The sequence below is a fragment of the Actinomadura mexicana genome, assembly GCF_900188105.1.
Lineage (GTDB): Bacteria > Actinomycetota > Actinomycetes > Streptosporangiales > Streptosporangiaceae > Spirillospora > Spirillospora mexicana.
Genome location: NZ_FZNP01000002.1, coordinates 461039 through 486618 on the forward strand (window position 1 = coordinate 461039; position 25580 = coordinate 486618).

General features: G+C 69.7%; 25 protein-coding genes and 1 tRNA gene. 11 read left to right on the forward strand and 15 right to left on the reverse strand.

The features are described 5' to 3' along the window. Positions 1-55 precede the first annotated feature (55 nt). Positions 56-1288 (forward strand): alpha/beta hydrolase, encoded by a 1233-nt coding sequence (locus CHC11_RS06465; RefSeq protein WP_179278719.1) that lies wholly within the window; start codon positions 56-58, stop codon positions 1286-1288. Here the strand turns inward: CHC11_RS06465 and CHC11_RS06470 are convergent. Further along, complete coding sequence (locus CHC11_RS06470; protein ID WP_245918812.1) at positions 1275-1949, reverse strand: TetR/AcrR family transcriptional regulator; 675 nt, start codon at positions 1947-1949, stop codon at positions 1275-1277. The genes CHC11_RS06465 and CHC11_RS06470 overlap by 14 nt on opposite strands. Positions 1950-2181: 232 nt before the next feature. Between CHC11_RS06470 and CHC11_RS06475 the strand changes: the two genes are divergently transcribed. Beyond that, positions 2182-2868 carry a Crp/Fnr family transcriptional regulator gene (locus CHC11_RS06475; RefSeq protein WP_067483689.1) on the forward strand — a complete coding sequence of 229 codons (687 nt, stop codon included), beginning with the start codon at positions 2182-2184 and terminating at the stop codon, positions 2866-2868. Between the two features lie 8 nt (positions 2869-2876). Here CHC11_RS06475 and CHC11_RS42450 read toward each other — a convergent pair whose 3' ends face one another. The 5 genes from CHC11_RS42450 to CHC11_RS06495 all read right to left on the reverse strand — a co-directional run bounded on the left by CHC11_RS42450 (position 2877) and on the right by CHC11_RS06495 (position 5823). Beyond that, positions 2877-3668 (reverse strand): MBL fold metallo-hydrolase, encoded by a 792-nt coding sequence (locus CHC11_RS42450; RefSeq protein ID WP_425427289.1) that lies wholly within the window; start codon positions 3666-3668, stop codon positions 2877-2879. 137 nt (positions 3669-3805) lie between these two features. Beyond that, positions 3806-4678 (reverse strand): NUDIX hydrolase, encoded by an 873-nt coding sequence (locus tag CHC11_RS42455; RefSeq protein WP_425427279.1) that lies wholly within the window; start codon positions 4676-4678, stop codon positions 3806-3808. Positions 4679-4708: 30 nt separating this feature from the next. After that, a complete protein-coding gene (locus CHC11_RS06485) occupies positions 4709-5170 on the reverse strand; it encodes a RidA family protein (RefSeq protein ID WP_089310659.1) in 462 nt (153 codons plus the stop codon). Positions 5171-5227: 57 nt separating this feature from the next. After that, on the reverse strand, positions 5228-5383 hold the full coding sequence (gene sp36, locus CHC11_RS06490; protein WP_089310660.1) for a Sp36 family protein: 156 nt from the start codon (positions 5381-5383) through the stop codon (positions 5228-5230). A gap of 5 nt (positions 5384-5388) precedes the next feature. Then, positions 5389-5823: a winged helix-turn-helix transcriptional regulator gene (locus CHC11_RS06495; RefSeq protein ID WP_089310661.1), complete on the reverse strand. Its 435-nt coding sequence runs from the start codon at positions 5821-5823 to the stop codon at positions 5389-5391. Between the two features lie 128 nt (positions 5824-5951). On the opposite strand from CHC11_RS06495, the gene CHC11_RS06500 reads away from it, so the two are divergent. After that, positions 5952-6899 (forward strand): NADP-dependent oxidoreductase, encoded by a 948-nt coding sequence (locus tag CHC11_RS06500; RefSeq protein WP_089310662.1) that lies wholly within the window; start codon positions 5952-5954, stop codon positions 6897-6899. On the opposite strand, the gene CHC11_RS06505 is transcribed toward CHC11_RS06500, so the two are convergent. Next, complete coding sequence (locus CHC11_RS06505) at positions 6889-7407, reverse strand: MarR family winged helix-turn-helix transcriptional regulator (protein ID WP_089310663.1); 519 nt, start codon at positions 7405-7407, stop codon at positions 6889-6891. The genes CHC11_RS06500 and CHC11_RS06505 overlap by 11 nt on opposite strands. Positions 7408-7489: 82 nt before the next feature. Between CHC11_RS06505 and CHC11_RS06510 the strand changes: the two genes are divergently transcribed. Next, the gene (locus CHC11_RS06510) at positions 7490-8728 is read left to right on the forward strand and encodes an MFS transporter (RefSeq protein ID WP_089310664.1); all 1239 of its coding nucleotides are present in this window, start codon (positions 7490-7492) and stop codon (positions 8726-8728) included. Positions 8729-8738: 10 nt separating this feature from the next. Here CHC11_RS06510 and CHC11_RS06515 read toward each other — a convergent pair whose 3' ends face one another. After that, a complete protein-coding gene (locus tag CHC11_RS06515; protein WP_089310665.1) occupies positions 8739-9776 on the reverse strand; it encodes a slipin family protein in 1038 nt (345 codons plus the stop codon). Positions 9777-10012: 236 nt separating this feature from the next. Here CHC11_RS06515 and bagA point away from each other — a divergent pair, with 236 nt between their 5' ends. Then, positions 10013-11008: an ATPase BagA gene (gene bagA / locus CHC11_RS06520; protein WP_089311064.1), complete on the forward strand. Its 996-nt coding sequence runs from the start codon at positions 10013-10015 to the stop codon at positions 11006-11008. A gap of 106 nt (positions 11009-11114) precedes the next feature. Beyond that, positions 11115-12278, forward strand: coding sequence for an ATPase BagB (gene bagB / locus CHC11_RS06525; RefSeq protein ID WP_089310666.1), 1164 nt, complete (start codon positions 11115-11117; stop codon positions 12276-12278). 207 nt (positions 12279-12485) lie between these two features. Here bagB and CHC11_RS06530 read toward each other — a convergent pair whose 3' ends face one another. Then, on the reverse strand, positions 12486-12815 hold the full coding sequence (locus tag CHC11_RS06530; protein WP_089310667.1) for a WhiB family transcriptional regulator: 330 nt from the start codon (positions 12813-12815) through the stop codon (positions 12486-12488). A gap of 326 nt (positions 12816-13141) precedes the next feature. Here CHC11_RS06530 and CHC11_RS06535 point away from each other — a divergent pair, with 326 nt between their 5' ends. Next, on the forward strand, positions 13142-15439 hold the full coding sequence (locus tag CHC11_RS06535) for a penicillin-binding protein (RefSeq protein ID WP_143226952.1): 2298 nt from the start codon (positions 13142-13144) through the stop codon (positions 15437-15439). 43 nt (positions 15440-15482) lie between these two features. Here CHC11_RS06535 and CHC11_RS06540 read toward each other — a convergent pair whose 3' ends face one another. Next, positions 15483-15935 carry a GatB/YqeY domain-containing protein gene (locus CHC11_RS06540; protein WP_179278721.1) on the reverse strand — a complete coding sequence of 151 codons (453 nt, stop codon included), beginning with the start codon at positions 15933-15935 and terminating at the stop codon, positions 15483-15485. Positions 15936-16029: 94 nt separating this feature from the next. Here CHC11_RS06540 and CHC11_RS06545 point away from each other — a divergent pair, with 94 nt between their 5' ends. From CHC11_RS06545 to CHC11_RS06555, 3 genes are all read left to right on the forward strand, one after another. Then, positions 16030-16929 carry a metallophosphoesterase gene (locus CHC11_RS06545; protein WP_089310670.1) on the forward strand — a complete coding sequence of 300 codons (900 nt, stop codon included), beginning with the start codon at positions 16030-16032 and terminating at the stop codon, positions 16927-16929. Between the two features lie 29 nt (positions 16930-16958). Next, positions 16959-17552 carry a class I SAM-dependent methyltransferase gene (locus tag CHC11_RS06550; protein WP_179278722.1) on the forward strand — a complete coding sequence of 198 codons (594 nt, stop codon included), beginning with the start codon at positions 16959-16961 and terminating at the stop codon, positions 17550-17552. A gap of 37 nt (positions 17553-17589) precedes the next feature. Continuing rightward, positions 17590-17663, forward strand: a tRNA-Pro gene (locus CHC11_RS06555). A 1039-nt stretch (positions 17664-18702) separates the two neighbouring features. Here CHC11_RS06555 and CHC11_RS06560 read toward each other — a convergent pair. The 5 genes from CHC11_RS06560 to CHC11_RS43780 all read right to left on the reverse strand — a co-directional run bounded on the left by CHC11_RS06560 (position 18703) and on the right by CHC11_RS43780 (position 23758). Beyond that, the gene (locus tag CHC11_RS06560) at positions 18703-19791 is read right to left on the reverse strand and encodes a hypothetical protein (protein WP_218825954.1); all 1089 of its coding nucleotides are present in this window, start codon (positions 19789-19791) and stop codon (positions 18703-18705) included. Positions 19792-20839: 1048 nt separating this feature from the next. Then, the gene (locus CHC11_RS06565; protein ID WP_245918818.1) at positions 20840-21049 is read right to left on the reverse strand and encodes a helix-turn-helix domain-containing protein; all 210 of its coding nucleotides are present in this window, start codon (positions 21047-21049) and stop codon (positions 20840-20842) included. Positions 21050-21051: 2 nt separating this feature from the next. Further along, a complete protein-coding gene (locus tag CHC11_RS06570; protein WP_089310672.1) occupies positions 21052-21618 on the reverse strand; it encodes a hypothetical protein in 567 nt (188 codons plus the stop codon). 221 nt (positions 21619-21839) lie between these two features. Next, positions 21840-23381 carry a relaxase family protein gene (locus CHC11_RS40090; protein ID WP_143226953.1) on the reverse strand — a complete coding sequence of 514 codons (1542 nt, stop codon included), beginning with the start codon at positions 23379-23381 and terminating at the stop codon, positions 21840-21842. After that, positions 23378-23758 carry a MobC family plasmid mobilization relaxosome protein gene (locus CHC11_RS43780; protein WP_425427290.1) on the reverse strand — a complete coding sequence of 127 codons (381 nt, stop codon included), beginning with the start codon at positions 23756-23758 and terminating at the stop codon, positions 23378-23380. The genes CHC11_RS40090 and CHC11_RS43780 overlap by 4 nt, the downstream gene beginning before the upstream one ends. A 1211-nt stretch (positions 23759-24969) precedes the next feature. Between CHC11_RS43780 and CHC11_RS06585 the strand changes: the two genes are divergently transcribed. Further along, positions 24970-25182 carry a transposase gene (locus CHC11_RS06585; RefSeq protein ID WP_143226954.1) on the forward strand — a complete coding sequence of 71 codons (213 nt, stop codon included), beginning with the start codon at positions 24970-24972 and terminating at the stop codon, positions 25180-25182. Positions 25183-25580: the final 398 nt, after the last annotated feature.

Below are 25580 nucleotides of genomic sequence, written 5' to 3' on the forward strand. Positions count from 1 at the left end.
CGCCCACGCGGCCGGACCGGCGGTCCGGTTCACCGACTCCGGCGGCATCCACGTCGTGAACGTGCGGCGCATCGACGACCGCCAGTACGCGCTTCGCGTCAGCACGGCCGCACTGGGGCGGGCCGTGGACGTGCGCGTCCTGCTGCCGACCGGCTACGACCGGCGTCCCGGCTCCCGCTTCCCCGTCCTGTACCTGTTCCACGGGACGTCCGGGCGCGCCTCGGACTGGGTCGACCGCGGCGACGCCGAGCGGACCACCGCCGGAAGGCCGCTGATCACCGTCATGCCGGACGGGGGCTTCGACGGCAACGGCGGCGGCTGGTACACCGACTGGGCCGACCCGCGCACCGAGCTCGGGCCGTCCAGGTGGGAGACCTTCCACGTCGCCCAGCTCATCCCCTGGATCGACCGGAACCTGCGCACCGTGCCCCGGCGGGAGGGCCGGGCCGTCACGGGCCTGTCGCAGGGCGGCTTCGGGGCGATGAGCTACGCCGCCCGCCACCCCGAGCTGTTCGTGTCCGCGGCGGCGTTCTCGGGCGCGCCCGACATCGCCTACGACCCCGTCGTCTCGGTCGGCGCGACCGGGGTCGTGTCCTACGTCGCGGCCTTCGACGACGGCGTGAGCCCTGACGCGGTCTTCGGCTCCCGGCTGACGAACGCGACCAACTGGCGCGGCCACGACCCGGCGACCCTCGCGCCCAACCTGCGCGGGATGCGGCTCGCCCTCTACACGGCCACGGGCATCCCCGGGCCGCTCGACCCGCCCGTCCCCGATCCGGCCGCGATCGGCATCGAGGCCCTCACGCACGCCTCGACCGCCAGCTTCCACCGGCGGCTGGACGCGCTGGAGATCCCCAGCCACTACGACGACTACGTGCTCGGTACCCACACCTTCCCGTACTGGGCTCGCGACCTGCGGCGGCACATCGGCCCGCTGATGCGGACGTTCGCCGCCCCGCCGCACCCGCCCGCGAAGATCTCCTACCGTTCGGTCGACCCGGCCTGGACGCAGTGGGGCTGGACCGTCTCGCTCAAGCGGCCGAAGGCCCAGCAGTTCAGCGCGCTGACGGACGCCTCCGCGACCGGGTTCGCCCTGCGCGCCGCCGGGGCGGCCACCGTCACGACCCCCGCGTCCTACCGCCCCGGCGCCCGCGTCGTCATCAGCGTGACGCGCGGGCGCACGCACAAGGTCATCAGGACCGCCGCCGGCCCGTCCGGGCGGCTCACCCTCACGCTCCCGCCCGCGCGCGGCACCGCGACCACGCTGGTCGGCATCAGGCGTCCATGACGCCCGAGCGCAGCAGGAGCCGCACGTGCTCCATGACGGGGGCCCTGACCGCGCGCAGCGCCTCCATGTCGCCCGCCGCCACAGCCGGAGTCACCATCGAACTCACCGCCGACACGATGACCTCACAGGCGAACCGGCCGGCGTCGCCCGTCACGCCCATGAGGTCCGCGAGGCTCGCCGCCAGACCGCGCTGGATGCGCGCCCGCCGCCGGACGGCCTCCGGGCCCGCCGCGTACACCTCCACCAGGAACAGCCGCGCGTACCCGGGTTCCAACGCGAGCGCCTCCAGATAGGCGGTGAAGACGCGCTCGAACCGCTCCGCCGCGTCGCCCTCGCCCTGCGCCGCCCCCCGTTCGCCCGCGCCGCCCTCGCCCTGCGCCGCCGCCTCCAACTGGAGGTACAGCAGAGCGCCCGCCTGGTCGAAGGCGGCCATGAAGCAGTCGAGCTTGGACGAGAACAGCGCGTAGAAGCTCTGCCGGGACACCCTGGCCCGCTTCAGGACGTCCTCCACCGACGTCCCGACGAACCCCTTCTCCGCCATCGCCGCCGCCATGGCCCCGCACAGCCGGTCGCGGTGCACCCGCTCGACCTCCGAGCGCGACAGCGCGTGGCGCCCCCTGGGCAGGCGGCGCGGTGTGGGCCCGGGCTCGGACGTCTGCATCCGCTCAGGTTAAGGCACGGCCGCTTCCCTGCCCGGGCCATCCCGTAACGGGCGATGAGACCGGTGTGATGGCATTCACCCGGCGGTCCGTACACTGGGCGAACGGGATCGGGGCCGCCCCCCGGGACGGATCACCCCTGGTCCCGCGTTTCGGCGCGCCGTGACCCTGCCTTCACGTACGCGGTGGGACGTACGTCACACTAGGCAAGTAGGTGTTCCGAGGAGGAATGGCGTGACCGATCGCGACGTGGACGTTCTGAGCAGAGCTCCGCTCTTCGAGGCTCTCGACGAGCAGGGTGCCAAGGCGCTGCGCGCCAACGTGACCGAGGTGCGTCTCGCCCGCGGACAGACGCTGTTCAACGAGGGCGAGACCGGGGACCGGCTCTACGTCGTCCTCGAAGGAAAGATCAAGCTGACCCGGACGGCGCCGGACGGGCGCGAGAACCTGCTGAGCGTGCTCGGCCCGAGCGAGATGTTCGGCGAGCTGTCGCTGTTCGACCCGCGTCCCCGCACCGCGAGCGCCATCGCGGTCACCGAGTGCCGCCTCGCCGGGCTCGGCCACGACGACCTGCGGCCCTGGCTCACCGGCCACCCCGAGGTCGCCGTGCAGCTGCTCCGCGCGCTCGCGCAGCGGCTCCGCAAGACCAACGACGTGATGGCCGACCTGGTCTTCACCGACGTGCCCGGGCGCGTCGCCAAGGCGCTGCTCGACCTCGCGGAGCGCTTCGGCCAGCCGTCGGAGGCGGGCCTGCACGTCCACCACGACCTCACCCAGGAGGAACTGGCGCAGCTCGTCGGCGCGTCCCGCGAGACGGTCAACAAGGCCCTCGCCGACTTCGCGCAGCGCAACTGGCTGCGCATCGAGGCCCGCGCCGTCGTGATCCTCGACATCGAGCGCCTCCGCAAGCGCTCGAAGTAGCGCGGGGGTCAGATGGCCCCGCGCTCGGCGAGGTAGTCGAGCTGGGACTGGACCGACCACTCGGCCGCGGGCCACAGGGACCTGTCCACGTCGGCGTAGACGCGCTCGACGACCTCCCGCGCCGTGCGGGCGCCCGCGGCGACGGCGGCCTCGACCTGGGCGAGGCGCTCGCGGCGGTGGTCGATGTAGTGGTCGAGGACGGCGACGGGGTCGTCCAGCCTGGGCCCGTGACCGGGGAGGATGGTCGCGGCCCCCCTGTCGGCGGAGAACCGGCGGAGCCGGTCGAGCGAGCCGAGGTAGTCGCCGAGCCTCCCCTCCAGCACGGTCGTCCCGTACCCGAGGACGGTGTCGCCGGTCAGGACGGCGCCGTCGGCCGGCAGCCAGAACGTCAGCGAGTCGTCGCTGTGGCCCGGCGTCTCCATGATCCGCAGCTCCAGGCCGCCCGTGGTGACGACGTCGCCCTCCGCGAGGCCCTCGTCGCCGAGCCGGTGCCGGGGGTCCAGCGCCCGCACCTTGACCCCGCCGCCCGCCAGCTTCGCGAACTTCGCGGCGCCCGCGGAGTGGTCGGGGTGCCCGTGGGTGAGCAGGACGAGACCGACCCGCCGCCCCTGCGCCTGCACCGTCTCCAGGACGCGCCGCAGGTGCTCGCCGTCCTTCGGCCCGGGGTCGACGACGACGGCCTCGGCGGCACCGGGCTCGGCGATGATCCAGGTGTTGGTGCCGTCCAGGGTCATGGCGGACGGGTTCGGGGCGAGCACGCAGGTCGCCCGTTCGGTACCCATCCCGTCGATCTCCGTCATGTCCCCCATCCTGCCCGAGGCGCGATCGGGGTGACGGGCCGGGTTCCAGCCGAGACGCTCCAGCCGCCGGAGCGCGGAGGTGCCCGCCAGCCGCCGCAGGACGGCCTGGCTCAGCGGCACCCGGCGGGTCACCTTCCTCAGCCCTGCGGGTAGTGCCGCGCGACGCCCTCGGGCAGGACGAGGTAGGCGTCCCCGTCGATGATCTCGGCGACCGGCTCGTGCACGACGATCTCGCGCCGCGCGGCCAGCACGTCGGCCACCGTCGCGAACTCGGCGAGCTCCGCCAGCGTCGCGATCGTCGGCGGCAGCATCATCCACTCGCCGCGCGCGGCCCGCTCGGCGGCCTCCCCCGGGCTCACCCAGGCGACCTGGTCGGCCTCGGTGCTGACGTCCCTGGCCCGCTGCCCCGCCGGCATCGCGGCGACGAAGAAGCGGGTGTCGTAGCGCCTGCGCTCGATCTTCGGGGTGATCCAGTGCGCCCACGGGCGCAGCAGGTCCGAGCGCAGCACGAGGCCGCGCCGGTCGAGGAACCCCCCGAACGACTGGGAGCGGTCCAGCAGCGCCTGCCGGTCGGCCTCCCAGTCGTCGCCGCGCGTGTCGCCCACGACCGTCTCCGCGGTCGGACCGGCGAGCAGCACGAGCGTCTCCTCGAACGTCTCCCGGACCGCCGCGCAGACCAGCTCGCGGGCGAGCGTCTCGTCCGCGTCGAACGCCTTGCCCCACTCGGCGGGGGACGGCCCGGACCACGCCAGCGCCGCCTCCCCGTCGCGCGGGTCGACCGAGCCGCCGGGGAACACGTAGGCGCCGGGCGCGAACGCCATCGACCGGACGCGGCGCAGCATGAACGCCTGGAGCCCGTGCTCGCCGTGGTCGCGCAGCACGACCACGGTCGCCGCGTCCTTGGCGGCCACCGGCTCGGCCCGGCCTTCCAGGATGTCCTCGACCTGCCCCCGGAACGACTCGGGCAGCTTGAGTCCGTTGGTGATCCCCATGGCGAGCCATTCGGACATACCGAATGGCGTTCCGTCAAGCCCGGCGCCTCACGCCACCTCGGCGATCAGCTCCACCTCGACCGGCACGTCCCGCGGCAGGACGGCGACGCCGACGGCGCTGCGCGCGTGCCTTCCCGCGTCCCCGAACACCTCGGCCAGCAGATCGCTCGCCCCGTCGACCACCTGCGGCTGGCCGTGGAAGTCCGGCGCGCTGGCGACGAACCCGACGACCTTCACGATCCGCACGATCCGCGACAGCTCGCCGACCTCCGCCTTCAGCGCGGCGATCGCGTTCAGGGCGCAGATCCGCGCCTGCCGGGCCGCCTCCTGCGCGCTGACCTCGGCGCCCACCTTCCCGGTGGCGCCCAGCTCGCCCTTGACCAGCGGGATCTGGCCGGCGGTGTAGACGAGCGACCCCGTCCGCGCCGTCGGCACGTAGGACGCGACCGGCGGGACGACCTCCGGCAGCTCGATGCCGAGCTCGCGGATGCGCTCTTCAGGCGTGCTCATCGCCCATTCCTCCTCGTTGAGGTCCGTTACGACGGGGCTGTTCCGACAGGGCAGCCGCTACTCGACTTCGCGCTTGAAGTAGGCGACGAGGTTCTCGGGGTTCGGCCCCGGCAGGACGGTGACGAGCTCCCACCCGTCCTGGCCCCAGTTGTCGAGGATCTGCTTGGTCGCGTGCACCAGCAGCGGAACGGTCGCGTACTCCCACTTCTTCATGGCCCTCACCCTAGCGATCGGCCGTCCGCCCCGGCCGCCTGACCGGCCTCCTCGCCGTACCGCTCGCGCGCCGCGTGAATCTCGCCGATGTGCCGGTCGGCCCACCCCCGGATGGAGGCGAGCAGAGGCACGATCCGTTCGCCCAGAAGGGTCAGGGTGTACTCGACCTGGACGGGCACGGACGGAGTCACGCTCCGCGCCACGAAACCGTCCCGCTCCAGGGAGCGGAGCGTCTGCGTGAGCATCTTCGCGCTGACGCCCGGGAGCGCCCTGCCGACCTCTGCGTACCTGCGTGTGCCGTGCGCCAGGTCCGTGAGGACCAGCATGCTCCATTTGTTGCCGATGATCCCCATCAGCTGATGGGTCGGGCACTCGTCCATGTAGGCGTCGAACGCCGCCTTCTCCTGCTCGCGACGCTCCGCCGCCGTCATCGTGGCCATGCCGCGGGTTCACCTCCGGGTGCCGAACGCACTCCGAAGTAACTTCTTCCGGCCCGCGGCTGTTCCGGCGACAGTGGCCGGTGCGGGGTTCCCCGCACACCTGCCCACTTCGTCCAGGGAGTTCTGCCATGCGCGCGATCATCGTGAGGACACCCGGCGGGCCCGATGCGCTGGAGCTCGCCGACGTTCCGGTGCCCGTCCCGGGGCCCGGCCAGGTGCGGATCCGGGTGGCGGCCGCGGCGGTCAACCCGGTCGACGCCGCCACCCGCTCGGGGGCGCTCGCCGGCGCGGGACTGATGCCGCCGTTCGGTTCGCGGCCCGCTGCCGGCATCGGCTGGGACGTCGCCGGCACCGTCGACGCGGTCGGGGAGGGTGTGACCCTAATCGCCCCCGGCGAGGAGGTCATCGGCCTGAAGGACCGGCTCGACGTGCCGCTGGGCGCCTACGCGGACGCGATCGTCCTGGACGCGGACGCCGTCGCGCCCGCGCCGCGGTCGGTCCCGGCCGCCGAGGCGGCGACGATCCCGTTGAACGGGCTGACCGCCTGGCAGGCCCTCGACCTCCTCGACCTGCCCTCGGGAGCGACGCTGCTCGTCACCGGAGCCGCGGGCGCCGTCGGCGGCTACGCGGTGGAACTGGCCGCCCACCGGGGACTTCGCGTCGTCGCCGCGGCATCCGCGTCCGACGAGGCGCTGGTACGCGGTTTCGGCGCGGAGATGTTCGTCCCGCGCGGCGCGCACCTCGGGGACGGCGTCCGCGCGCTCGTACCGGGCGGCGTGGACGGCGCCCTCGACGCCGCCCTCCTCTCGGTCGCGGCCCTCGACGCCGTCCGGAACGGCGGTGCGTTCGCGGCGGTCAACGGCGGTCCGGCCACGCCGCTTCCGCTGCGCGGGATCACCGTCCACAACGTGTGGATACGCGCGGACGCCGCGCAGCTGGCCGCGCTCTCCGCACTGGCGGACGAGGGCCGCCTCACCCCCCGCGTCGCCGACGCCCTCCCACTCGCCGAGGCATCCAGAGCCCACGAGCGCCTGGACGCGGGCGGCCTGCGCGGACGGCTGGTCCTCACCCCATAGGGCCTTCTGGCGGGTCGGCGGGGTGTTCGGCGCGGAGCATGACACGGCGAAGGAGGTCCGCGAGAGTGCGGCGCTCGGCGGGATCGAGGGCGCCGAGCAGGCGGGTCTCCTCGACGCCCAGGCCGTCCATGGCGTCGCGCCAGGCGGAGCGTCCGGCGGGGGTCAACTCGACGACGACGCGGCGGCGGTCGGTGGCGGAGGGGGACCGGCGGACGAAGCCGCGGCGCTCCAGCGCGTCCAGCCGTCCGGTGATCGAGTTCGGGGGCATGGCGAGGTCGGCGGCGAGCCGGGAGGGCGCGGCGGTGCCGTGGCGCCCGGCGAGCGCGTGCAGCGTGTCGAACTCGTGCCGCTGCAGGCCCGAGGCGGCGAGGAGTTCCTCGCGCATCTGCCGGATGTGCTTGACGAAGAAGATCATCCGGGTGACGGCGCCCTCGATGTCGGGATCGAGGTCGGGCACGATCGGCGCCCACCGCTCCACGTGGTCGTCGGTCCGGTCCCTGTCGCCCATGCGGGGATCGTAGTCGGTTTCCTGGTTCGGTGGCGAATAATTCGTTGCCGATTAGTTCGGTGACGAAGTACATTGTCCGACCATGACCCATCCCCTGCGCGGCCGGGACTTCCGGCTGCTGTTCGCCGCCCGCGTCCTGTCCCTGACCGGGGACGCCGCCATCCCCGCCGCGCTCGCGCTCGCCGTCCTGCGGGCGACGGGCTCCACGTCCGCGCTCGCCCTCGTGCTCGGCTGCGCGATGGTGCCGCGCCTGCTCCTGCTGCCCCTCGGGGGCGTGCTCGCCGACCGGTTCAACGCGCGCGGCGTCGCCCTCACGACCGACCTCGCCGGTGCCGCGGCGCAACTGTTCGCGGCACTGGAACTCCTGAGCGGCGAGCCGCGGCTGTGGCACCTCGCCGCCGCCCAGGTGATCGGCGGCGCGGCCTCGGCCTTCCAGACGCCGACCGTCTCGCCCCTGATCGCCGGCACCGTCGAGCCGTCCGGGCTCCAGAAGGCCAACTCCCTGATGGGCGTCGCCAACGGCGCCACCCGCCTGGCCGGCCCCGCCCTCGCCGGCGCCTTCGTGCTGACCATCGGACCCGGCTGGACGTTCCTGCTGGACTCGGCGTCGTTCGCCGCGAGCGCGGCGCTCCTCGCCCTGGCGCGCGTCCGGCACGTCCCGATCCCGCGGCGCTCGCTGCGCGCCGACCTGGCGGAGGGCTGGTCGGAGGTCCGCTCGCGCGACTGGTACTGGACGAGCCTGATCGCGCACGGCGTCTGGAACGGCACGTCCGCCGTCCTGCTCACCCTCGGCCCCGCCCTCGCCGTCGAGCGGCTCGGCGGCGAGGGGGTCTGGATCGCGACCCTCCAGGTCGGCGCCGCCGGGCTCGTCGCCGGGGCGCTGCTGGCCGCCCGCGTCCGTCCGCGCCGTCCCGTCCTCGTCGCGAACGTGGGCCTGGCCGCGCTGGCCCTGCCCCTCGCCCTGTTCGCCGTCGCCGCGCCCGCGCCCCTGCTCGTCGCCGCGTACGGGCTGGCGCTGACCGGGCTCGGCGTCCTCAACCCGACCTGGGAGACCGTCGTGCAGATGACCATCCCACCGCAGGCGCTGGCCCGGGTGACGTCCTACGACTGGCTGCTGTCGCTGGCCGCGGCGCCCCTCGGCTACGCGCTCGCACCGTGGGCCGCCTCCGCCTGGGGCCCCTCCGTCCCGCTGTGGACGGCGGCCGTGCTGGTCGGCGCCGCCTGCCTGGGCACGGCAGCGGTACCGGGCGTCCGGCGCCTGACCATGCCCGAGGCCGCGCCGGACGCGGCGACCGCCGCACCTCAGCCGCGGGCCGGGTGAGGCCCGCCGGTCAGCTGGGCGGCCGCTGCTCCTGCGCGGCCTCCGGCGCACCGCCGCCGATGCCGCGCCGCTGCTCGTCCGGCGGCGCGGCCACCTCGGACCCGCGGCGCTTGGGCTCGTCCAGGCCGATGACCGGCGGGACCTCCTCGGCCGACTCCAGCGACGACGACTGCTCGGCCGCCTTGGCCAGCTCCTCCTCGGCCTTCGCCAGCCGCTCACCGAGGTCGGGCTTGGCCTCGCCGCCGTCCTCGGAGCGTCCCGAGCCGCCCGCGGCGCGCTCGAAGAACCGCAGGATCTCCACCGGCAGCGGCATGACGAGCGTGCTGTTCTTCTCGGCGGAGACCTCCACGACCGTCTGCAGCAGGCGCAGCTGGAGGGCCGCCGGGTCCTGCGACATGATCTCCGCGGCGGCGGCGAGGCGCTTGGACGCCTGGAACTCGCCGTCCGCGGTGATGATGCGGGCGCGGCGCTCCCGCTCCGCCTCCGCCTGCCGGGCCATCGACCGCTTCATGCCCTCCGGCAGCGACACGTCCTTGATCTCGACCCGCTCGATCAGGATGCCCCACGGCCCCTCGGTGATCTCGTCGATGATCGCCCGCAGCCGCATGTTGATCTTCTCGCGCTCGCCGAGCAGCTCCTGCATGTCGGCCTGCCCGATCACCGACCGCAGCGACGTCTGCGCCACCTGCGAGACCGCGTACTGGTAGTTGTGCACGTTCACGATCGCCTTCACCGGGTCGATCACCCGGAAGTACACGACCGCGTCGACGCGGACGCTCACGTTGTCCTGGGTGATCCCGTCCTGGCCGGGCACCCCCATCGTGATCGTCTGCCGGCTGACCTTCTGCATGCGCTCGGCGATCGGCACGATCACCGTCAGGCCCGGCGTGCGCACCGCGCCGGGCCGCATCTGCCCGTTCCGCTGTACCTGCCCGAACCGGAACACGATCCCGTGCTCGAACTGCTGCACGACCCGGATCGACGACGACAGGACGATCAGGCCGCCGACGACGAGGACGAGCAGGATGATCAGGGCCACCGCTTCCATCACGGCACCTCTTTCGCATGAGGGCCCGGGCCCCGGGAGGCGCCCCCGGAGCTCCGGCGGCGTCCGGACCGGTCAGGGTCCGGACGGAACCGTCCGTAGCACGGTTCACGTTTTCAAGCTAACCGCGCGGGCAGGCCGAATGACAGCATCCGGGCGGGGGAACCGTGTCAGGGATCACTTGCATGAGGGCGACCGCCCCCTCAAGTGTTTGACGAGTGAACGATATGGTCGATCGGGTGAGCGCGAGAGACACCGACTGGGACGGCGTACGCCTCCATGTGGTCACCGGCAAGGGCGGCACGGGCAAGACGACCGTCGCCGCCGCCCTCGCCCTAGCCCTGGCCGCCGGCGGCCGCAAGGTGCTGCTCGTCGAGGTCGAGGGACGCCAGGGCATCGCCCAGCTCTTCGACTGCCCGCCCCTGCCCTACGAGGAGCGCCGCGTCGCCGTCGCCCCCGACGGCGGGGACGTCCACGCGCTCGCCGTCGACACCGAAGAGGCGCTCATCGAGTACCTCGAGATGTTCTACAACCTCAAGCGCGCCGGCAAGGCGATGACCAAGCTCGGCATCGTCGACTTCGTCACCACCATCGCCCCCGGCCTGCGCGACGTCATCCTCACCGGCAAGACGTCCGAGTCGGTGCGCCGCAAGAAGAAGGACGGCTCGTTCGTCTACGACGCCGTCGTGATGGACGCCCCGCCCACCGGCCGCATCACGAAGTTCCTGAACGTCAACGACGAGGTCTCCGGCCTCGCCAAGGTCGGCCCCGTCCGCAACCACGCCGACACCGTGATGAGGGTCGTCCGCAGCCCCGAGACCGCGGTGCACTTCGTCACGCTCCTGGAGGAGATGCCCGTCCAGGAGACGATGGACGGCATCCGCGACCTCACCGCGGTCGGGCTCCCCGTCGGCGGCGTGATCGTCAACATGGAGCACCAGCCCGTCCTCACCGAGGACGACCTCGCCGTGGCCGCCGCCGGAGCCCTGGACACCGACGAGATCGTCCGCGGGGTGAAGGCCGCCGGCCTGGAGCACGACGCCGAGTCGATCGCCGCCGTCCTCGCCGGCGAGGCCTCCGACCACGCCCGCCGCACCGCCCTCCAGCGCCGCGAGAAGGAGCGCCTGGACTCCGTCGACCGGCCCCGCTACACCCTCCCCATGCTCTCCGACGGCATGGACCTGGCCGGCCTCTACGACCTGGCCGCCGCACTCCGCGACCAGGGCGCCGCATGACCGCGCCCGCCCACGCGCTCTCCACCGCCTACGGCCGCCACCGCGGCGTCTCCTGGGTGAGACTGACCCGCCGTGCGGGCGGGGACCGACCGGCAGAGGTGATCCGATGAGCCAGACCAGCAAGACCCCACCGGTGCTCGACGTCGACGGACTGCTCGACGACCCGCGCACGAAGATCATCGTGTGCTGCGGCTCGGGCGGCGTCGGCAAGACCACCACGGCCGCCGCGCTCGGCGTCCGCGCCGCCGAGCGCGGACGGGACGTCGTCGTCCTCACCGTCGACCCGGCGCGCCGCCTCGCGCAGTCCATGGGCCTGTCGGAGCTCGACAACAACCCGCGCCGGATCGAGATCGACGGCGAGTGCGAGGGCGAGCTGCACGCCATGATGCTCGACATGAAGCGGACCTTCGACGAGATCGTCGAGGCGCACGCCGACCCGGACCGGGCCAAGCAGATCCTCGCCAACCCCTTCTACCAGTCGCTGTCGTCCAGCCTGTCGGGCACGCAGGAGTACATGGCGATGGAGAAGCTCGGGCAGCTGCACCGCTCCGGTGCCTGGGACCTGATCATCGTCGACACCCCGCCGTCCCGGAACGCGCTGGACTTCCTGGACGCCCCCGAGCGGATGGGCCGCTTCCTCGACGGCCGCTTCATGAAGATCCTCGCCGCCCCGGCCAAGACCGGCGGCCGCTTCGGCGTCAAGGTGATCAGCGCCGGGTTCGGCGTGTTCACCGGCGTCATCAACAAGGTCCTCGGCGTCCAGCTGCTGCGCGACGTCCAGACGTTCGTCGCCGCCTTCGACACCATGTTCGGCGGGTTCCGGGAGCGCGCCGAGAAGACGTTCAAGCTCCTGCAGACCCCGGGCACCGCGTTCCTCGTCGTCGCCGCGCCCGAGCCCGACGCCCTGCGCGAGGCGTCCTACTTCGTCGAACGCCTCGCCGAGGAGCGGATGCCGCTCGCCGGACTGGTGGTCAACCGCGTCCACGAGTCCGCCGGCGACGTCATCTCGGCGGCCCGCAGCCAGGCCGCCGCCGAGACGCTGGAGGAGCGCGGCGAGCACACGCTGACCGCGGCCCTGCTGCGCCTGCACACCGACCGCATGCAGCTGGCCGCCCGCGAGGAACGCCTTCGCGACCACTTCGCGTCCACGCACCCGACCGTGCCGGTCACGGCCGTCCCGGCGCAGGCGGAGGACGTCCACGACCTGGACGGCCTGCGCCAGGTGGGCGAAGACCTGGCCGCCCCCGCCGCGTCCCCCACCGCCGCCTGACGCCCGCCGAAAACCGCACGCGTCCCGGACTCGGACGCCATACCCGGATGTTCTACCCGCTGTGCACTCTGATCAGCGGAAACAGTCTGAAATGGGCGTGACGGTAGGCCCGTACCCAATTGGTGGTACGGGCCTACCTGCCACGCTTTATTTGGACCGTGCCGGTCCTCGAACCGCTGCCGGACGGGCCCCGGGGACCCGTCGAACTCAGCTGGCGACGAGTTCCTCGGTGACGACGAGCTCTTCCTCGTCGATCTCCGCCGACCGCTCGTACTCTTCCTTCGCGGTCTCCAGCAGGTCGCGCCACGAGCGCACATCCGGCCGCCGCCGCAGCAGGGCCCGACGCTCCCGCTCGGTCATCCCGCCCCACACGCCGAACTCGATCCGGTTGTCGAGAGCGTCGGCGAGACACTCCGTGCGCACCGGGCAGCCGCGGCAGATGAGCTTGGCTCGGTTCTGCGCCGCACCCTGCACGAACAGAGCGTCCGGATCCGCGTTACGGCAGGCGGCGCGGGCGGTCCAATCCGTGATCCACATCTTGGCCCCACTCCCCTAGGGTCTGTGTCGATTTGCGCTCCTTGGCCGGACGGGCGCGGACGTCAGGCCGCCAAACGAAAGCCGTGGGGAAGAACTTACGGAAGCGAGGGACGTTTCAACAGCCCCCGTTGGGCCCATTCTCGATATAGCCCACCGGGGCCATACCGCCGGAACGGACTAGTTACCTGTAGTTGACGCGCCAGACACCGTGCAGGTTGTCACGATGAGGGCATAACGGACGTAGATCCTGATCAGCCGGTCCGGAAAGCACGAACCGCGGGGGACCTGTCCCTAATGCACTGCTCGTCCCGCGTACCCTAGACCCCGTGCGCGTTGCGAAGAACGATCGGGCCCAGGCCGCGTCCACGCTGTTCAGGTTGCTAGGTGCCGGGGTGGTGGCGGGCCTCGTCGTCGCGCTCATCGCGCTTCCCGCCGTAGGCAGCGCCGGGCTGACCGCCCGCGACGCCGCCAACAACTTCGAGGACATGGACAGCCGGCTCAAGACGACACCGCCGTCCGAGAAGACGGTGATGTACGACGGGAACGGCAAGCAGGTCGCCACGTTCTTCGACAAGTACCGCGAGTCCGTCCGGCTCGACCAGGTCGCCCCCATCATGCGGCAGGCGATGGTCGACATCGAGGACTCGCGCTTCTACGAGCACGGCGCGCTCGACCTCAAGGGCACCATCCGCGCGATGGCCTCCAACGTCGAGTCCGAGCAGACGCAGGGCGGCTCCACCCTCACCCAGCAGTACGTCAAGAACCTCCTGGTCGACAGCGCCAAGACCGAGGAGCAGTACCGCGAGGTCACGGCCCCCACGGTCGGACGCAAGCTGCGCGAGCTCCGGTACGCCCTCGACATCGAGCAGCGCCTCACCAAGGACCAGATCCTTGAGGGCTACATGAACGTCGCCTACTTCAGCGCCGGCGCGTACGGCGTCCAGGCCGCGTCCAAGCGGTACTTCAGCATCCCCGCGTCCAAGCTGGGGCTCGGCGAGGCCGCCCTGCTCGCCGGCATCACCCAGAACCCCACCGCCTTCGACCCCATCCGCAACCCCAAGGACGCACGCAAGCGGCGCGACGTCGTCCTCTACCGGATGGCGCAGCTCGGCCACATCACCAAGGCGCAGGCCGACGCGGAGGCCGCCAAGCCGATCCAGCTGAACCGCACCGACCCGGTCGGCGGCTGCGAGACCAGCAAGGCCCCGTACTTCTGCGAGTACGTGAAGTACGACATGCTCAACATCCTGTCGAACGGCAAGTACTGGCAGCTCAAGCCGAAGCAGCAGCAGAACGTCGTCAACAAGCTGAACCGCGGCGGCTACACCATCCGCACCACGCTCGACATGGACGACCAGCACGCCGTCGACAGGGCCCTGCGCGGCACCGTCGCCCCCGGCGGCAACCGCGTCGGCGCCGAGGCGATGGTCGAGCCCGGGACGGGCAAGGTCCGGGCCATCGGGCTGAGCAAGCGGTACGGCGCCGGCAAGGGCCGGACGACCATCAACCTGCCCGCCGACTCCGCGCACGGCGGCGGAAGCGGCGTCTCGGCGGGCTCGACGTTCAAGGTCTTCACCCTCGCCGCCGCCATCGACCAGGGCATCCCGGTCAGCACGACCATCAACTCCCCGCAGAAGACCACGGTCAGCGGGTTCCAGCCGTGCCGCTACACCGGGATGTACGACGGCAAGAAGGTCAAGAACGCCATGATCGGCGGCGGCTCCTGGACGCTGAAGAACGCCGGCGACAGCGAGCAGGGCAACTTCGACCTGAAGACCGGCACCTGGCACTCGGTCAACACCTTCTACGCCGTCCTGGAGAAGCGCGTCGGCGTCTGCAACGCCGTCAAGATGGCCGAGAAGTTCGGGATGAAGCAGGCCACCGGCGACCCCCTGGCGCCGAACCCGTCCCAGGTCCTCGGCGTCAACGACATCGACATGGTGCACCTCGCCGCCGCCTACGCCGGCTTCGCCGCCCGCGGCAAGTACTGCGCCCCCGTCTCGGTGACCGAGGTCGTCGACCCCGAGGGCAAGAAGCTCAAGCTGCCCAAGCAGGACTGCCACCAGGCCCTCGACCAGGACGTCGCCGACAAGGTGAACTCGATCCTGCAGGGCGTCCTCACCAAGGGCACCGCCGCCGGACGCAGCATCGGACGTCCCGCCGCCGGCAAGACCGGAACCTGTGAAGAGTTCACCTGCGCCGTGTTCGCCGGGTTCACCCCGAACCTCGCCGCCGCCACCGCCTACTGGGACTTCCGCGGCCCCTTCCAGTACAAGGTCTACGGCGTCTACGGCGCCGACATCCCCGGCGGCATGTGGCAGCAGTCCATGCGCAACGCCCTGGCGGGCAAGCCCGCGCCCGGCTTCCAGACCCCGACCCGCGACTTCGGCGACACCACGAACGTCCCGCAGGTGAAGGGCCTCACGATCGCGGCCGCCACCGCCAAGCTCAAGGGCGCCGACCTGAAGGTGCAGGTCGCGTCCGGCTCCGTCGACTCCGACCAGCCGAAGGGCACGGTCGTGTCCACCTCGCCCGACGCGGGCAGCTCCGTCCCGCCCGGCACCACCGTCATCCTCTACGTGAGCGGCGGCGGCAAGAAGCGCGGCGGCCGAGGGCCGCACTAGGGCGACTGACGCGAAAGGGCCCGGCGCCACGCCGGGCCCTTTCTCATTCCGCGAGCTGCCGCTTCACCTCCGCCGCGACGCGCCCGCCCTCCGCACGCCCGGCCACCTTCGGATTCACCGACTTCATGACCTGCCCCATCGCGCGAGGCCCCGACGCGCCCGTCTCGGCGATCGCGTCCGCCACCAGCGCAGTCAGCTCCTCGCCGGACAGCTGCGCGGGCAGGTACCCCTCCAGGACCTCGCCCTCGTCCCGCTCCGCCTGCGCCTGCGCCTCGCGCCCCGCGTCACCGAACGCCGTCGCGGCCTCCCGCCGCTTCTTCGCCTCCCGCGTGAGCACCTTCACGACGTCGTCGTCGGAAAGCGTGCGCGACTGCCTGCCGGCGACCTCCTCGTTCTTCACCGCCGTGAGCACCATGCGCAGCGTGCGCGTCCGCAGCTCGTCGCGCGCCTTCATCGCGGACGACAGATCGCTCTCCAGCTTCTCCTTCAGGGTCATGCCCCACATCATGCCCGTCCGCGACCTTCCGCCTCATCAGGATTACCGACCGGTGCCCATGTCTGAAAGCATGGAACCCTGAGAAGGGAGAGCCGTGCGAAAGATCCACGCCGTACCGCTGGGAGTGCTGGGCGCGGGCGCCGCGACCTTCGGGTACGCCTCGCTGATCGAGCGGAACTGGTTCCGCCTCCGCCGCTTCGACGTGCCGGTGCTGCCGCCGGGCCGCCCCCCGGTGAAGATCCTGCACATCTCCGACGCGCACCTCACGCCCGGGCGGTCCCGCCTGATCCACTGGGTCCGGTCGCTGGACGCCCTGGAGCCCGACCTCGTCGTCAACACCGGCGACACCCTCTCCCACCGCGACGCCATCGGCCCCTTCCTGGACGCCCTCGGCCCCCTCCTCGACCGCCCCGGCGTCTTCGTCTACGGCTCCAACGACCTGTACTCCCCGGTCCTGAAGAACCCGCTCCGCTACATCTGGCGCACGAGCAAGTCCGACTACGGCCGCCGCCGCCGCGAGCCCGACCTCCCCTACCGCGAGCTCGGCTCCTCCCTCCAGGCCGCGGGCTGGCTCGACCTCAACAACCGCATCGGCCGCCTCAAGGTCGGCGAACTGGACGTCGAGTTCGGCGGCATCGACGACTCCCACATCAACCGGGACCGCTACGACAAGATCGCCGGCCCGGTCGACCCCCAGGCCGACGTCCACCTCGGCATCATGCACTCCCCGGAACCCCGCAACCTCGACCGCTTCACCGCCGACGGCTACGACCTCCTCCTGGCCGGCCACACCCACGGCGGCCAGGTCTGCGTCCCCTTCTACGGCGCCCTGGCCACCAACTGCGGCATCGACCGCCCCCGCGTGAAGGGCCTCCACAAACACCGCGGCTCCTGGCTCCACGTCTCCGCGGGCCTGGGCACGTCCCCCAAGGCCCCCATGCGCTTCTGCTGCCCGCCCGAGGCCTCCCTGCTCACCCTCGTCCCCCGACGGTGAACTGGAAGACCGCCCCTTTCCTACCCGCCTTGTACGACCTCGCCGTCCAGAACCGCGCCCTCTCCCGCCTGGGAGCCCGCGCCCTCTGGAACTACGACATAGCCCACCTCCACGAACTCATCGCCGCCCAGGACCCCTCGGCCCTAACCCTGGACATCCCCTGCGGCGGAGGCCTGGCCATACGCGACAACCCCCGCCACGTAGCAGCCGACCTCTCCCGGACCATGCTCAAGAGGGCCCGCCGCAAGACGACAACCCTCGTCCAGGCAGACATCTACAACCTCCCCTTCCCCACCTCCACCTTCGACCGGTGCCTCACCTACAACGGCCTCCACTGCCTGGAGGACCCACCAGCCGCCCTCAAGGAACTGACCCGAGTCCTACGCCCAGGCGGCACCCTCCAAGGCGCGACCGTCGTCAAGGGCGCCGGCCGAGACCCCCTGATCGAGCTCCTCCAACACCAAGGCGCCTTCGGCAACCCGGGAACGGCCACCGACCTCCGAACCTGGCTGGAGACCGCCGCCCTGACCAACATCACCCTCACTCCCTCCGGCGCCGTGACCGCCTTCACCGCCCGAAAAACAGGGACGCAGCACTCCCCAGCATCCGCTAAGGTGGACTAGGCGCCGGGAGAACGTACAACTCCCGGGCAGCCACCACCGGGGTGTAGCGCAGCTTGGCAGCGCGCTTCGTTCGGGACGAAGAGGTCGTGGGTTCAAATCCCGCCACCCCGACAGAAAACGCCAGATCAGAGGCCGGTTCTCCTCCACGGAGACCGGCCTCAAGATCTTTTGACCCCCATCTGACCCCGACCCTAGCCGTGACCCCGCGACCTCCAGGGTCACGCACCATCACCAACCGGCCACAGCCCAGGCGCGCCGACACCCATCTGAACCATTGCTTCTGCCGCTCGCACCACCCGTTCCATTCCGCTCCTGCCTCTTTCGGGGCAGCGTCCAGCGGACAGCCCCAGGCTGCCAGCCCGCGAACATGGACGTAGGTGCATGAGCCGAGATTGTGCTCCTATCCAGTGAACGCCGACTGCCCGTCGGGCAGCAGGGAGCTCGCCAACGGATCCTGCGTCAGCGGCCACAAAGTGGTCTAGCTCATCACCGCCCTTTGCGTTGGGCATGATCCAAGGCAAGGACTCCGGTGAGCCCACTGTCGCCTCGGCATGCCGCCGAACCACGTGATTAGGCGGTGTGGGTTGCCGCCGGCCGCCGACAGGGCGACCTACTGGATGGGGCGGCCGGACTCCGGTGAACGCGTGGACCTAATCGAAGATCCTGCCGAGCACGTGTGAGTGGTCGGTCTTGTAACTGATGAGCATGGCCAGGGACTCGGACGGCACGTGGACGCTCTGGCGTGGCCACACCCGCGAGTCCGATCGGCGGTGCATCCGCCTTGACCCGCCGGACATCCTGCTGCCCACAGCTGAGTCCCTGAAGTCACCTGGGCCGTCGCGACTGTGACGGCCCAGGCTCGGCGACCTCGATGGTCTGAAGGCACCGGCCATTCCGGCCTGCCCCTCGACGAGCACGACCGTGCAGCGGGGCTGCTGCTGGCATCGACCGCCGGGGCTAGCCTGAGGCAGCGTCATCCCTTACCGCCATAGCCGAACACGAATAGACCGGCTTCTTGGTGCTCTCCTGCGCCCGCTCAAGGCGCCGCTCAACAACCTCTTGCCTCGCATCCACCAGTACGACCCCTTATATGGACGTGGAACTGACGGTTGTGTAGCGGCTGTCTTCAGGAGCCCTAGCCTCCTACTTATCAGCGCGCCGGGCTACCTTGTGAGCTGGCTATACCCGGTGCCGCCTCGCCCCACCGGTGGCCGCACTTCGACCATTTCCCACGACCACAGGGGCATGGGCGGCTGCCCCGCACCGGGGAGAAGTTTCTCCAGTACGGGCGCCGGGTCAGGGTTGCCGCTGCAGTTGTCAAACCGACGTCGTCCACAAGGGCAAGAGAGCGATCCAGGATGTCAGCGATCAGACGGCCGGCTCCGATCAGGGCATCCGCAACAATGAAAGCGATCGTCGGCTCCAACAACTGATGCTGGCCATCGCCCTCAAGCGAGAGCGGAGACCTTGCGTAGTACCGAACGAGCACAGCACCTGACTCGTGGGCCATCGGAGGGGATGCGTACGCAATCGTCGCCCCGAACGCCGGGTGTGCAGCATCAGACAGCCAGTCGTACCATTCATGGAAGCGCGGTTCTCCTGAGACCTTGGCCAGCTTCTTCACCAGCGTCAAGACGTTGGTCGCCTGCAGCTTCTCGTGGCTGTGCGCGAGGCGAGATCCCATGCCAGCATGTAGTAGGACAGGCGCAAGGGCATCACGGACGGTCCCGGGCCGTTTGAGCGCATCCGCTGGCGTGGCCTTGGCGATACGCCATGCCTCGGCGAGTTTCTGCGCCTGGTCGACGAGTGCACCTGCTTCCTCGACGACAGCTCGCGCTGTTACCGCTCCAGAGGCGATCCGCCAGCGCCAGAGATTATCCACGGTGTCTTCAAGGAGGTCGATGCTCCGCCAAGCGTGCACTAGCCACCAACTGACGAGCCGTGTATGCAGTTCGGGGTAGATCACCGCGGCTGCTTCATCCCGCATCCCGGGTTCTGACGGTTCATCCAACGCCAAGATCGTGGCCTCGTCGTCGGAAGCCACGTATACCCAGTCTTCGCGACGCTTGGCGGCACGTGCTTTCCACCGGGCGATGTTGCGGCCCGTGCGCGGGACGAGCAGGAGGTCGACCGTGCCAGCGTTCACCGTCAAGATTCGCAGATCCTCAACGCGACGGATTAGCGCGTCCAGTTCCTTGGTGCGTGCTTCGCCCAGCGCCTTGGCAGCCGTCTCAGCCATACTCGGTCGCGCTTGCACAGATGATCACATCCTCATGTCGTAGTAGACGCTCACCCAGCAAGGGCCGTAAAGCTTCAGACTCCGCTAGCATCGCCTACGAGTGTGTTCAGGCGCACGTGATATTCTCGTTTCCCACGCAACCGAGTGGCCCCAGCGCGGAGATTCCGAGAAGCCTTGCCCGAGGTTCCCGCACCGCTGCATGGACATTGCCGACGAACGAGTAATGTGATCCCCAGACTGCTCAGCGCTCGTGGCTGGGAACGTGCAGTGACCGCGAGAGGTTACCTCTTTCGTGGTTGTCACGCTTCGGCGGCGGATGCCGCCAGCCGAGCACATCCAACCGAGTGAGGCCGCGCACGGCCATCACTTCCTCAATATAGGGATTCGATCATCTCCGCGGGGCTCCCTCCGTAGCATGAGCCCGCCTCAGCGGGCCACTGCTCCACCCAGGGCAGCACATCCAGAAGTCCTGCAAGGAGCGGAACCGCGTCATCCCCTTCCTTGATCAGGCCGATGAGAATCAAGGCACGCTCGCGATGGTCTCACTACCCATCGGGCTGGAAGGCCGGTTCGGTGGCTCGACCGGCTGATGGCCTTGTGTCCTAGCTGCCACCGGGTCCAGAATGTCAGTCGCGCGGAGGCCAGTGGGCAGCGCAACCTAATCGGCGCACAGCTTCGCCGGGTCAACTCCTGAACGGCGGCTCAGGCTGAGGAGGAGATCGCCCGCGCCAAGCGCGTTTACGAGCAGCGGCGGCTCGTCGAGTGAGACCTGGACCTCTCGGCCCTGGCCGAGTTCGTCACCATTGAAGGTCAGCCCTCGCTCTACATCCCGGCGTCCCAGCGGAGGCGGCTCGACAACTCCTGCCACGGCTGAGAAAGCGCCCATGCGGTATCGCGACCGGCGTCCCCCCGTCTTCGGGACGGAGCGCCGGCCGCGGCCGCGTCAGTACTCGGAGCGTGTCTCATATTTCAGTACCACGGCGGACTTCTTCACGAAGTCATCAGTGCACTCAGCGAAGTGTAATTCCAGGGGTTTCCAGTCAGGCATTCAGTTGTTGTCAGCGCCAGCCACGAGGCGTTGGAGGTCAGCTGTAACTACTCTGTATGTAGTGCCTATGCGGATGACCTTGCAGGGGAAGCGGTTCTCGCGGGCGAGTTGGTAGGCGCGGGTTCGGCCGAGGCCGAGGGCTCGGGCGGCCGTCTCGATGGTGGTGGTAGTTGGGAGAGCCGCCAACTCCTCATGGGTCATCGGTTCCATGCTCACGCCTCCTGAGTGTGCGCGCGGCAAGAGTCGAGGGGGACGCTTCGTTCGCTGACCGCAGGCGGTACGAGGAGTGTCGGGTCGGTGATCGGGCTCGGGAAGTCGTTGGCCGCCGCTCTTACGCCAGCGTCGTCCTCATACGTGTTGTCTTGGGTGGTCAGGGACGCCGCGCCTCTGTGGGTGGGGCGGAAATGGACGGCATTGATGGTGGATTGTGCGTCGCTAAGGGCCGAGCAGAGAGCTTGGAGGAGGGGTCTTGCTTCGGCCAGAGTTCGACCGTGGCGGTCCAGAACGATAGCCAGGTCTTCACCGCGGTCGTGACCGAGGCGGTCGGCTTGGAGTTCTCGGAGGAAGAAGCGGTTGATCTGCTCGAGGAGCTGGTCGAGGCCGTAAGTGGTTGCGCTGAGGTTGCCGAGGATGGTGTAAGCGGTGGCGGGGAGGGTGAGGCTCGGAGGGCCGGCGGTGGCGTGATTGAGCTGGCGGACGTGTTCGTACAAGTTGGTCGCGAGGCGTGTGGTCTCTTCGTCGTTACGAGCGGTCGAGGGAGCCTTCGTTTCGTCGGTCATGTGGGTGACTCCTTGTGGCGTTGGGGTACGTGCGCGGGCTGTGCTCAGCCATGGCTTCGCCTTCCTTGTGGGGTGGGATGAGGGTGCGCAGGCTCGTCATCTCGGACGCCGCACTGGCGCACATCTGCATATCGTTACGATTGTTTACGCTCCGTTAGTATGCGGTGGCGTCCATCGTTACGCCACGACCGGTACCGGTGTGGCGCCAACTTCTCTGGTCGCTACTGCGATGGGCGGCGAGGGGTGGTGCGCGCCGGCGGTGCAGGCGCGGGCCTGGTAGATCGGTGAGGGCGGTCTGCCTCCAGGTTGGGGAAGGGCAGGGGGAAGCCAGCAGCAGCGAGTCGCGCCGGGTTGTGCTCGGGTGTGTCGTTGGCCGGCGCCCGGAACAACGTCGGGTTTGTCGGCCGTGGGGTCGGTTGGCGAAGTCGGGTGAGCTGGGCAGCAGCCTTACGGGCTGCAGCTGCTTGGGCGAAGCGTTGCTGCGATTGCCGGTGCTCCGCGATCGCTTCGATAAGGGCAGCGAGCTGCACGATCAGATCGGAGAGGACGCCTGCGAGGCTCGGGCGATGACTGTGCGCCCCTCCGATCTGGGACAGAGCCAGAACCCGCGCAACCGTACGGAGGTTCGTGCCATAGGGCGTGGTGGGGGACTGGCGCCCGTAGGGTTCGCGAGCTGCTCGGTCATAGAAGTCGGCCGCGCGGGCGAGTTCCCGGTTGCCGGTGATGGCCGCGGTTACGTGGAGGACGTCGGAGGCCGCGGCGGCTAGGTCGGCGCGGACGGCAGGGTCATGGATGTGGCGCATCTGCCAGGTGGCTGTCGCGGCAGCTCTTGCGGCCTGCTGGTAGGCAGCATCTCGCTCCTGACGAGTCAGCTTCACTTGGCCCAATGAGCGCGGGTCGAAGTGCCTGCCTTCCTCAGGAGCCGACCAACGACAGCGGAGTTTGGGAAGGGTGAGGTCGGCGGCGAGCTTGCCACCGGAGAACCAGACCGGTTGACCATCTTGGTTGGTGTGACCGGGAAGCGCGGCCGCGTAGCCCGTGATCTCTCCGGGAGTGCGGACGCTCTCACGGACCTTGACCAGCACTCCAGCCTGCTCAAGGGCGACAAAGAAGTCGTCCTCGGTCTCAGCTCCGGCAGCTGCGGTGGCAACGCGCCGGCGGAGGGTACTGCGGGGCGGTTCCGACCAGTTCTTTCGGTGAGCGAGTTCCGTCTCGGCTCGGGTTGGTCGGGGCGCTGCTGTGCGGTCGGCGGGTGCGGTTGGTGTCAGGCCGTAGCGGTCTTCGACGATGTGGCAGGCATGGGCGACCTTGAAGTAGTCGCGACGAAGGTTCGGGTTGCGTCCATCCTCGCGGGCCAGGACGGCAACGAGATGGATGTGGTCCTCGGCATGGCGGACCGCGATCCAGCGGCATGCTCTGTCATCACCTCGCGGCGCCAACCCGGTCTGGTGCATGACCTCCTCAGCAATGTCGGCCCAGTCTTCATCCGACAGGCGTCGGTCCGAGGGCGCTGCCCTGATCGAGCACTGCCAGATCGGCAAGGCAAGCGGCGTATGACGAAGGGTGTCGAGCGGAGAGGTCAGGACTCCGACTAGATGCCGGTAGTCGCGGTCGCCTCTGACGTCCGTTCCGGGCTCCAGAGCTATGGGCAGGCGGAACCCTGCAACAAGGTGGGGATCGACGTGCTCGTTACGTTTCCCTGGTCCGTAGAGGTACGACAGCAGTCGGGCGAGGCTTTGGCCGCGTGTCACTTTCCCGATCAACGCAGCAGCCGACCTATCTCAACAGACGAGGCGTCCACCCTGCGAAGGACCTTCTCCAGATACGCTAACGAAGCGGAAAGTTCTTGAGGCGCCTGTCCCGTTGCGTTCGCTATTCGGGCCATCTGATTGATGTTCACACCGATACGGTTCAGCTGTCGCGCGATGCTGCGCAGTTCCTCACAGAGCGCCAGAGTCGGTTGCTGTCCGGACCCGTGCTGACGAGTGGCTGCCTGTACGGTGTGGACGATAAATGTTCCATAGGCGGCGCCCGCTCGATGGGCTGCCTCACAGATCTCCTTATATTCCTCGTCACTTACTCGGAATCTCATCTCCCGATCTCGTCGACGCCCTCCGGTGAGCTGCGAACGTCGTTGCAGCTTGCTCTCCCTGCTGACCTGTTCCTCGTCCGTGTTCCATCTCCTGCCGTGCTTGTCGGACCGCGCCCGGTCGACTCAGCAAAGCGACACGGTATGGATCATCCTGGAGTCCGTACCGTGTCGCGACACGGCCCTACCTTGCAGCCTCAAAGCAGGGTCGTCGGCGATTCTGCCAGCCAATGCTACATTCAATCGCAGAGCGCTAATCCCTGGCGAACGGTGTCGTTGAATACCAGGCGGTTCAGATCATCAATTGACAGGAGCTACGCTACAGGAGTTAGCGTGCAGAGAGTTTGCGACCCTTGCCTCCCTCGAGATTTTTATGGAGGTCGACCGGTCGATCACGGCAGGTTCGAGCGGTGAACCGATGCCGGTTTCGCAACGGCGATTGGAGGCAAGGGCAGCTCGCGTACAAGATGCCGCCGATGATGAGCCGCACCGGGCAACTCTCGCGTGGGAGGCGTTGATGCTGCGCCAACGATCGTCGCGCTCTGTCCCGGCTTCGTCCACTGCGCGGCGGATGGTCCGTCCGCAACTCGTCCGCCGCCGTCCGTCCGACGTCCGCCCGGCGGACGGCGGACGGCGGACGGTTCGTCCGCGCGGACAAACTGCGGACGGACCGTGGACAAGTGGGGACGGGCGGCGGACAAACGCGGACCAAACCCTTCCCCGTCGGCGGCACCTGTATCGCTCCCACTCAGCGAAACGGGAACTCAGGCCGTGCGATGATACGGCGACGGCCGCTTGGGACCAGGACGGTCTGGACAGGGCGACTGTTGACGGTGTTGAACTGCAAGCAGAAGTCTCCGCGGCCCTTGATGGAGGTCCGAGTCCTCCAGGCCGCCAACGATCACCGAGCTTTGTGTGCCGCGCGCCGCGAACCCGCTCGTCCGCGGACGGCGGACGGCGTGGTCGAATCCGATCGCCGTCCACTTCGGCAGCGGTTTGTATAGCTGATAGCGGCGTCAAGCCCCGCCGGTCCTGCTGCGAGAGTCCTGGTTGAGCACTCGACGGAGATCGGCGCCGCCTCAGCGCCTTTCGGTCCCCCGCCATGCCTCTCTCAGCAGGATGCGGCGGCAACCGGCAAGTAGGCAGCTGAGACGGCCGTGACGTCGGCGGCATGTCGCTACGCCAGCGGGCAGGGGCCAGCCGGCCGCAAAGTGTCCTTCCCCTCGGGGCGTGGAGACCTGAATCAGAGAGATGGTTGGGTCGTGGGAGACAAGAGACGCCGGTTCGATCCGGAATTCCGTGAGGGAGCGAAGCGGATCGTCAAGGAGACCGGCAAGCCCGTCGCGCAGGTCGCTCGGGGCCTGGAGATCAACCCCTACACGCTGCACAACTGGATGAAGGCCGACCGTGTGCGGGAGGCCGCGAGCGAGGCGTTGAGCGAGTCCGAGCGTGAGGAGTTGGCTCGGCGTCACTAGGTCTCACCACCAGGGTCGTGCGGCCGGTGATACCCGGGGACGTTCACACCGGCCGCACGATAAACCGGCCAGGATGGCCAGCAAAGGACGCGGAGCACGGGGCGGCGCGCGTCGCGATGGCCGTCTCACGTCACGACGCCATACCCTCTGACCAGGCCAAACTCATAAACAACATCCGTGGACGCAACCACTGCGAGCGCGGCTCGCGAGGACTGATCAACTGCAGTCCGCCCGCGGGACAACACCTGTTTGCACCGATTACGTCGGCATCGCGATGTATATATGGAATCTGGCTCGCCAGCGGCTGGGGGAGGCCTGGCATCTGAGTGTCTGCGGGGGCTTGCCACGCAGGGCCCGAGACCGGTAGTCATCTATGTGAGATTTCAACTGCCTAACTG